Origin of the sequence: Vogesella indigofera (genome assembly GCF_028548395.1) — a bacterium.
GTDB classification, from domain to species: domain Bacteria; phylum Pseudomonadota; class Gammaproteobacteria; order Burkholderiales; family Chromobacteriaceae; genus Vogesella; species Vogesella indigofera_A.
The window spans coordinates 777,420-783,819 of record NZ_JAQQLA010000003.1; the positions used below are offsets into that span (position 1 = coordinate 777,420).

Sequence of the window (6,400 nt, forward strand, 5' to 3'; positions counted from 1 at the left end):
CAAGGAGCAACTCAAGCCAGTCAAAGCACAGGCAAGACCCGCGAGGGTCTTGCCTGTTGCCGTTGCGGCCAACCCTGAGCCAGAGCCGGACTTCCGCCAGTTGATGCGGGACGTGCGTCCGCTCAAGCAGGATGGCCGCGTCCGCTACTCCCCACCACTACCCAAGCCGCGCCCCCTGCCGCAACATCGCACCAGCCAGACTCCACTGACGCCGCAAGCGGAGCAGGCGCTGTTCGCTCAGATGATAGGCTGGTTCGAGCCGGCACAGATCGACAGCCAGCACCGCAGCCCCGGCACCCCGAGCAATACCCTGAAAAAACTGCGCGCCGGACACTGGCCGGTCTGCGCCGAGCTGGACCTGCACGGGCTGGACCGCTTTGCCGCTCATGAACAACTGTCCGTATTCCTGCATCGCGCCCGCCACCTGGGCCAGTGCGTGCGGGTGATTCACGGTAAAGGCCTCAGCTCGCCGGGTGAACCGGTACTGCCGAAGATGGTCAGAGCCTGGCTCAGCCACCACCCGGATGTGCTGGCTTTCTGCGAAACCCGCATCGAACAAGGCGGCAGTGGCGCGGTACTGGCCCTGCTGCGCCGCCCGCACGGCTAAACCCGAGGAACCCACCATGGACACCACCCGCATCACCCCTTTCACCGCCGCAGCCACCAGCGGCGAGAGCGCTACCCTGCCACAAGGGCTGACCGTGCTTTACTTCTACCCGAAGGACAACACACCCGGCTGCACCAACGAGGCGATGGCTTTCCGCGATCTGCATCCACAATTCCAGGCTGCCGGCGCCCGCATCCTCGGTGTATCGCGCGACAGCCTGAAATCGCACGAGAATTTCAGGGCCAAGCACGAATTGCCATTTGAATTGATCAGCGATCCGGACGAAACTGTATGTAACCTGTTCGGTGTCATGAAACTGAAAAACATGTACGGCAAACAGGTGAGAGGGATAGAACGCAGCACTTTTGTCATCAATAGCGATGGCGACATCCTGCGCGAATGGCGTGGACTGAAAGTCCCCGGACACGCCGAAGAAGTGCTGACGTTCGTCAAGTCGCTTTAAGCGCCAGGTCCGGCACCCTGCCGGACCCCGCTTCAACAAGGGGGTCTTTCTCATGGCAAGCCACAGCAAGAGCAACGTCTGCAAACTGTTCGTCCTCGACACCAACGTCCTGCTGCATGACCCGACCTGCCTGTTCCGCTTCGAAGAGCACGACGTGTTCATCCCCATCATCACCCTCGAGGAGCTGGACACCCACAAGAAAGGCATGTCGGAAGTGGCCCGCAACGCCCGGCAAGCCAGCCGCTTTCTCGACGAAATCGTCAGCAGCAGTACCGATGACATCGAGGATGGCATTTCGCTGAAAGGCCCCAGCCGCGACGCCGCCAGCGGCAAGCTACGCCTGCAGACCGAAGCGCTGCACGCGGTACTGCCCTCCTCGCTGCCGGTCGGCAAGGCCGACAACCAGATCCTCGGCATCGTGATGGCACTGAAGCAGGCCGACGCCAACCGCCCGGCCATCCTGGTGTCGAAAGACATCAACATGCGCATCAAGGCGCGCGCGCTGGGACTGGACGCCGAGGACTACTTCAACGACAAGGTGCTGGAAGACACCGACCTGCTGTACGGCGGCACCCGCGAGATAGACGGCGACTTCTGGGAGCGCAACGGCCGGGATCTGAAATCGTGGCAGGAAGGTGGCCGCACCTACTACCAGTTCAAGGGCCCGGACGCCTCCAAGCTGCTGCTGAACCAGCTGTTGTGGCAGGAAGGCGAGCAGCCGATGCAGGCACGGGTGCTGCGCCTCGACGGCAAGGAAGCGGTGCTGGAGACACTGAAGGATTACAGTCACCAGAAGAACAATGTGTGGGGCATCGTCGCGCGCAACCGCGAACAGAATTTCGCACTGAACCTGCTGATGAACCCGGACATCGACTTCGTCACCCTGCTCGGCCAGGCCGGCACCGGCAAGACCTTGCTAACGTTGGCCGCGGGCCTGGCGCTGACACTGGAGCAGAAGCTGTACAGCGAGATCATCATGACCCGTGTCACCGTGCCGGTCGGTGAGGACATCGGTTTTTTGCCAGGCACCGAAGAGGAAAAGATGCTGCCGTGGATGGGCGCACTGGAAGACAACCTCGATGTACTCAACAAGAGCGAGGACGACGGTGGCGACTGGGGTCGTGCCGCCACCCGCGACCTGATCCGCTCGCGCATCAAGGTCAAGTCGCTCAACTTCATGCGCGGCCGCACCTTCCTCAACAAATACCTGATCATTGACGAGGCGCAGAACCTGACGCCGAAACAGATGAAAACGCTGATCACCCGCGCCGGCCCCGGCACCAAGGTGGTCTGCCTCGGCAACATCAGTCAGATCGACACCCCGTACCTGACCGAAGGCAGTTCCGGCATCAGCTACGTCGTTGATCGTTTCAAAGGCTGGGAACACTCCGGCCACATTACCCTGCAGCGCGGCGAACGCTCGCGCCTGGCAGACCACGCAGCGGAAGTCCTTTGACCATCAAACTTGAACTGATCCACACCCCGGCAGCAGGGGCGGCATCGACGATGCCCCCCCTACTTTTTGTTCACGGTGCCTTCAGCAGCGCCAGCTGCTGGCAGCAACACTTCATGCCCTGGTTCAGCGCACGCGGTTACGACTGCTGGGCGCTGAGCTTCGAGGGCCACGGCAACAGCGACGGCCACGCCTACCTGGCCGCCATCAGCATCGACGACTACATCGGCAACCTGCAGCAGGCGATCCGACAACTGCCGCGGCCGCCGATCGTGATCGCCCACTCCATGGGCGGCTTTGTGCTGCAGCAATACCTGACCCGCCACGACCTGCCCGGCGCCGTGCTGCTGGCCTCGGTACCGCCAAGCGGCCTTGCCGGCTCCAGCATGCGGCTGATGACCCAGGCGCCGAAACTGTTCATGCAGCTGAACCTGTTCCAGCAGGGCAATTACCAGCCGGAACTGAACGAACTGCGGCACATGCTGTTTTCCGACGACGCCGATCTCGCCGCGGTGGACTGGGTGGCGCACCACAGCCAGACCGAAAGCCAGCGCGCGATCATGGACATGACCCTGGTGCCGCCCTTCCTGCAGCGCCGCATCGCCCCGCTACCCAACCTGGTGCTGGGCGCGGCGGCGGACCAGCTGATCTCGCCGGAGGACGTCACCGAGACCGCGGCACGCTTCGGCAGCACCCCGGAAATCCTGCCGCACATCGGCCACATGATGATGCTGGACAATCGCTGGGAGCAGTGCGCGCAACGCATCGAGACGTGGCTGGCCGGCACCACCCTCGAATGACAAAAGGTTGGCCGCAGCGTTGCGGCCAACCTTTCGGCGTCCATCCGGGCAGCCTCTCCTCAGAAAGACAGGCCATCCACCCACTCAGGCATACAGCAACTTGATCGCCTGCGCCTCACCGAAGAACAGCTCGCCTTCGCGACGCAGGCCGATCGCCTCCAGCACCCGGATCGATCCCGTGTTGGCCGCATCGACAATGGCGGTAATCCGCGGCAGGCGCAGCACCTTGCGCCCGTAGTCGAGGCTGGCCTGCGCCGCTTCGCGCGCATAGCCCTGGCCGCGATACTGCGGCAGGAAGGTGTAGCCGACATCCGGATCCGGCAGCCCCTCGCGGCGAATGATGCCGCACAAGCCCATCAGCGCGCCATCGGACTTGCGCACCACGCACCATAGTGCATGGCCATGCTGCGCGTAGGCCGCCAGTGGTCCTTCCTGCAGATAGCGGCGGGCGTCGTCCAGCGTACGCACGCCGCGGTCGATCACCTTGCGCACGAAGTCGGGGTCATTCAGCGCCGCCAGCACGAAGGCGGCATCATCCAGCGTCAGCTCGCGCAGCTGCAGCCGCTCGGTGTCCGCGATCAGCATGCGACCGCCAGACCGAACGGGTCGTCGATGCTGTGGCTGGGTTGAGTGAACCAGCGCGGCCCCTGCTCCGTCATGTAGAAGTGATCCTCCAGCCGCACCCCGAACTCGCCGGGAATGCAGATCATCGGCTCGTTGCTAAAGCACATGCCGACCTCCAGTGGCGTGCGGTCGCTGGACACCAGGTACGGCCATTCGTGAATGTCCATGCCGATACCGTGACCGGTACGGTGCGGCAAACCCGGCAGCGCGTAGCCGGGGCCGAAGCCGTCGGCCTGCAATTGCTGGCGTGCGGCCAGATCGACCTCGCCGCACGGCGTGCCCAGCTGCGCCGCCGCGAAGGCTGCAGCCTGAGCCGCCTTCTCCGCCTGCCACACCTCGCGCTGCCGCGCATCCGGCTCGCCAAACACATAGGTACGGGTGATGTCGGAAATATAACCGTGCAGGGTGCAGCCAGTATCGATCAGCACCATGTCGCCCTGCTTCAGGACTTGCGGATTCTTGACCCCGTGCGGATAGGCGGTCGCCTCACCGAACAGCACGATGCAGAAGTAGGAACCGGCGGCACCGACACGACGGTGCGCCTCGGCGATGAACGCCTCGACCTCGGTGGTGGTGATGCCCTCATGCAGGATACCGGCCGTGGCCTGGTGTACCGCCAACGTCATGTCCTTGGCACGTTGCATCAGCGCGATTTCCTGCGGCGACTTGCCCATGCGGCAGTGCGCGGTCACCTCGCGGGCATTGACCAGCTGGTAGCCAGTGGCGTGCTGGCGGATGCCGTCGGCGATGAAAAACGCCGCGCTTTCGTCGATGCCGATGCGTGGAGGCTGCTTAAGGTTGGCCGCAATGCCCATCCGCGCCAGCGTCGCCACAAACAGCGCATACGGGCTCTCGTGTTCGTGCCAGGCGTTCACCTCGCCCTGCAGCTGCATGTAGTCGTGCAGCGTGCCGACCTCGAACCAGGGGGCGATGAATTCCAGCGCGCCGTGCGCCGGCAGGATCGCCCCCACCATGCGCTCGCTGGCGTACCATTTCAGACCGGTAAAGTAGTTGAGGCTGGTTCCCGCGTTCAGATACAGCGCCGCGATGCCGTTGGCCTGCATATAGGCCTGCGCCTTGGCCAGCCGTACGCGATACTCGTCCAGCCCGATCGGCTGCGCGCTCTGTGTCATGTCCTGCAGGCCTGCCAGTGCCTGCTCCTTGCTCACCCCACCCACGCCTATCGTCATCGCCTGCTCCCGCTCCGGTTTATCACTGCTGGCCTGTCGCCAGTCCACACCAAAGCAGCAATCTATGACTGCGCCACCACAGGGTCAAGCATTTTTTAGTCACACTAAAATTTTACTGTTCAGCAAGGCAATGATTCTCACGTACAATCAGCGCTCACCATCAGGAACCCTTCCCCATGTCAGAGGAAACCCTCGGCCAGCGCCTGCGCCGCTACCGTCGTGCCAGCGGCAAGACCCTGGTACAAGTGGCCAAAGAAGCCGGCTTGTCGGCTGGCTTCCTGTCGCAGGCAGAGCGCGACATCACCGGCCTGTCGCTGTCGTCACTGGCCAACATCGCCCAAGCCGTCGGCGTGGCGGTGAGCGAGCTGTTCGAATCCCCGCGCCAGGACGCCCCCGACTCCCACGAAGGCCAGCGCCAGAGCTACACCGTCGCCAACATGCCACAACGCTACGAGCGGCTGACCACCACCTACAGCGGCAGCGTGCTGAACGCCGTCAAGCTGACACTCCCCCCCGGCTATCGCTCGGAGGTGGTCGCCCACAGCGGCGACGAGTTTGTCTATGTACTGAGCGGCACCGTCATCTATCAGGTCAACGGCCGTGACTATGTGCTGACCCCAGGCGATTCGCTGCACTTTGATCCGCAACAGAAACACGCCATCCGCAATGACGGCAACAGTAGCACCGAGGTGATTTCGGTTGGCACCTTGCAATTGTTTGACACTGACGACAAGCAGCACGACTAAATCAGTCCCGGAGCGTTTTCAACCCATCCCGATATAGGCACACATCCAACCGGTGACTTGTCATTCATAAGGCATATAGTGGCTGCGTCGTGCTTGGCAGTCAGGTAAAGCACGTCACGGGAAATGGCAACAGAAGAGGCAGAGGCCATCAAGGTTGGCCGCAACGGCGTTGTGCAAGCAGCCACACACGCGGGGCGGCTCCATTGGATCAGCGGCATGAGAAGACGGGAGATTGAATGGCGGCAGCTAGGCTTGCTGCATTGGCCGCCCACAAAGCACAAAGCCCAGCTTGATTTCTCAAGCTGGGCTTCATTATGGGGCGTCTGGCGGTGTCCTACTTTCACACAGGTATCTGCACTATCATCGGCGCTAAGGCGTTTCACGGTCCTGTTCGGAATGGGAAGGCGTGGGACCACCTCGCTATGGCCACCAGACATAAACTGTCACAAATCAAAGAAGCCTACGCTGAGTTTTGGTTATTTTCTCAGCCTGGTAGAAGATTTCGTATTCTGTATCG

Annotated in this window: 7 protein-coding genes and 1 rRNA gene; 5 read left to right on the forward strand and 3 right to left on the reverse strand. The window is 62.5% G+C overall.

Annotated features, from left to right (window positions below; translation table 11 throughout):
- The first annotated feature begins 49 nt into the window (after positions 1 to 49).
- Genes PQU89_RS05595 through PQU89_RS05610 form a run of 4 tightly spaced genes read left to right on the forward strand, consistent with a single transcriptional unit; the run spans position 50 to position 3,323 of the window.
- Positions 50 to 607, forward strand: coding sequence for a Smr/MutS family protein (locus tag PQU89_RS05595; RefSeq protein WP_272764990.1), 558 nt, complete (start codon positions 50 to 52; stop codon positions 605 to 607).
- A gap of 16 nt (positions 608 to 623) precedes the next feature.
- Positions 624 to 1,070, forward strand: a complete 447-nt coding sequence (locus PQU89_RS05600; RefSeq protein WP_272764991.1) for a peroxiredoxin — start codon at positions 624 to 626, stop codon at positions 1,068 to 1,070.
- A gap of 52 nt (positions 1,071 to 1,122) precedes the next feature.
- The gene (locus tag PQU89_RS05605; RefSeq protein WP_272764992.1) at positions 1,123 to 2,526 is read left to right on the forward strand and encodes a PhoH family protein; all 1,404 of its coding nucleotides are present in this window, start codon (positions 1,123 to 1,125) and stop codon (positions 2,524 to 2,526) included.
- On the forward strand, positions 2,523 to 3,323 hold the full coding sequence (locus tag PQU89_RS05610) for an alpha/beta hydrolase (RefSeq protein WP_272764993.1): 801 nt from the start codon (positions 2,523 to 2,525) through the stop codon (positions 3,321 to 3,323). Before PQU89_RS05605 ends, PQU89_RS05610 begins: the two co-directional genes overlap by 4 nt.
- Before the next feature lie 84 nt (positions 3,324 to 3,407).
- Here PQU89_RS05610 and PQU89_RS05615 read toward each other — a convergent pair whose 3' ends face one another.
- Together PQU89_RS05615 and PQU89_RS05620 are read right to left on the reverse strand one after the other, a co-directional pair.
- Positions 3,408 to 3,908, reverse strand: a complete 501-nt coding sequence (locus PQU89_RS05615) for a GNAT family N-acetyltransferase (RefSeq protein WP_272764994.1) — start codon at positions 3,906 to 3,908, stop codon at positions 3,408 to 3,410.
- Positions 3,902 to 5,137 carry a M24 family metallopeptidase gene (locus PQU89_RS05620; RefSeq protein WP_272764995.1) on the reverse strand — a complete coding sequence of 412 codons (1,236 nt, stop codon included), beginning with the start codon at positions 5,135 to 5,137 and terminating at the stop codon, positions 3,902 to 3,904. The genes PQU89_RS05615 and PQU89_RS05620 overlap by 7 nt, the downstream gene beginning before the upstream one ends.
- Positions 5,138 to 5,313: 176 nt before the next feature.
- Here PQU89_RS05620 and PQU89_RS05625 point away from each other — a divergent pair, with 176 nt between their 5' ends.
- Complete coding sequence (locus PQU89_RS05625) at positions 5,314 to 5,883, forward strand: helix-turn-helix domain-containing protein (protein WP_272764996.1); 570 nt, start codon at positions 5,314 to 5,316, stop codon at positions 5,881 to 5,883.
- Positions 5,884 to 6,204: 321 nt separating this feature from the next.
- Here PQU89_RS05625 and rrf read toward each other — a convergent pair.
- Positions 6,205 to 6,317, reverse strand: a 5S ribosomal RNA gene (gene rrf / locus PQU89_RS05630).
- Positions 6,318 to 6,400 lie beyond the last annotated feature (83 nt).